Below are 647 nucleotides of genomic sequence, written 5' to 3'. Positions count from 1 at the left end.
TCCCGATCGATACCGATACAATCCGCGCCCAGCTTGCAACAATTACGTACGGCATCGGTGTGGACGCCATGAAAACAGGAATGCTGCCAACCGTTGACATTATCGAGCTTGCAGCAAAAACGATCAAAGAAAAACAATTAAAAAATGTGGTAATTGACCCGGTTATGGTTTGCAAAGGTGCTAATGAAGTCCTTTATCCAGAGCATGCCCAAGCCCTGCGTCAGCAGTTGGCTCCGCTAGCCACTGTCATTACGCCAAACTTGTTTGAAGCCAGCCAGCTCAGCGGCATGGATGAACTAAAAACAGTTGACGATATGATCGAAGCCGCGAAAAAAATTCATGCACTCGGCGCTCAATATGTCGTCATTACAGGCGGAGGCAAACTCAAGCACGAGAAAGCCGTTGATGTTCTCTATGACGGTAAAACAGCGGAAGTCCTTGAAAGCGAAATGATCGATACGCCTTATACACATGGCGCAGGCTGTACATTCTCAGCAGCCGTGACAGCGGAGCTTGCCAAAGGTGCGGAAGTCAAAGAAGCCATTTACGCAGCGAAAGAATTCATCACAGCTGCCATTAAAGAATCCTTCCCGTTAAACCAGTATGTCGGACCTACGAAGCATTCTGCGCTGCGCCTGAATCAACAA

General features: G+C 48.2%; 1 protein-coding gene. It reads left to right on the top strand.

Going from position 1 to position 647, the window contains the following annotated elements:
* Positions 1-647, top strand: a 647-nt coding sequence (locus tag RVS70_RS21750; RefSeq protein ID WP_321134803.1) for a bifunctional hydroxymethylpyrimidine kinase/phosphomethylpyrimidine kinase, incomplete at both ends; no start/stop codon positions are given.

Origin of the sequence: Virgibacillus sp. M23 (assembly GCF_034190895.1) — a bacterium.
In the GTDB taxonomy this organism is placed as follows: domain Bacteria; phylum Bacillota; class Bacilli; order Bacillales; family Amphibacillaceae; genus Virgibacillus; species Virgibacillus salarius.
This window is presented reverse-complemented; position numbering and strand designations above follow the sequence as displayed.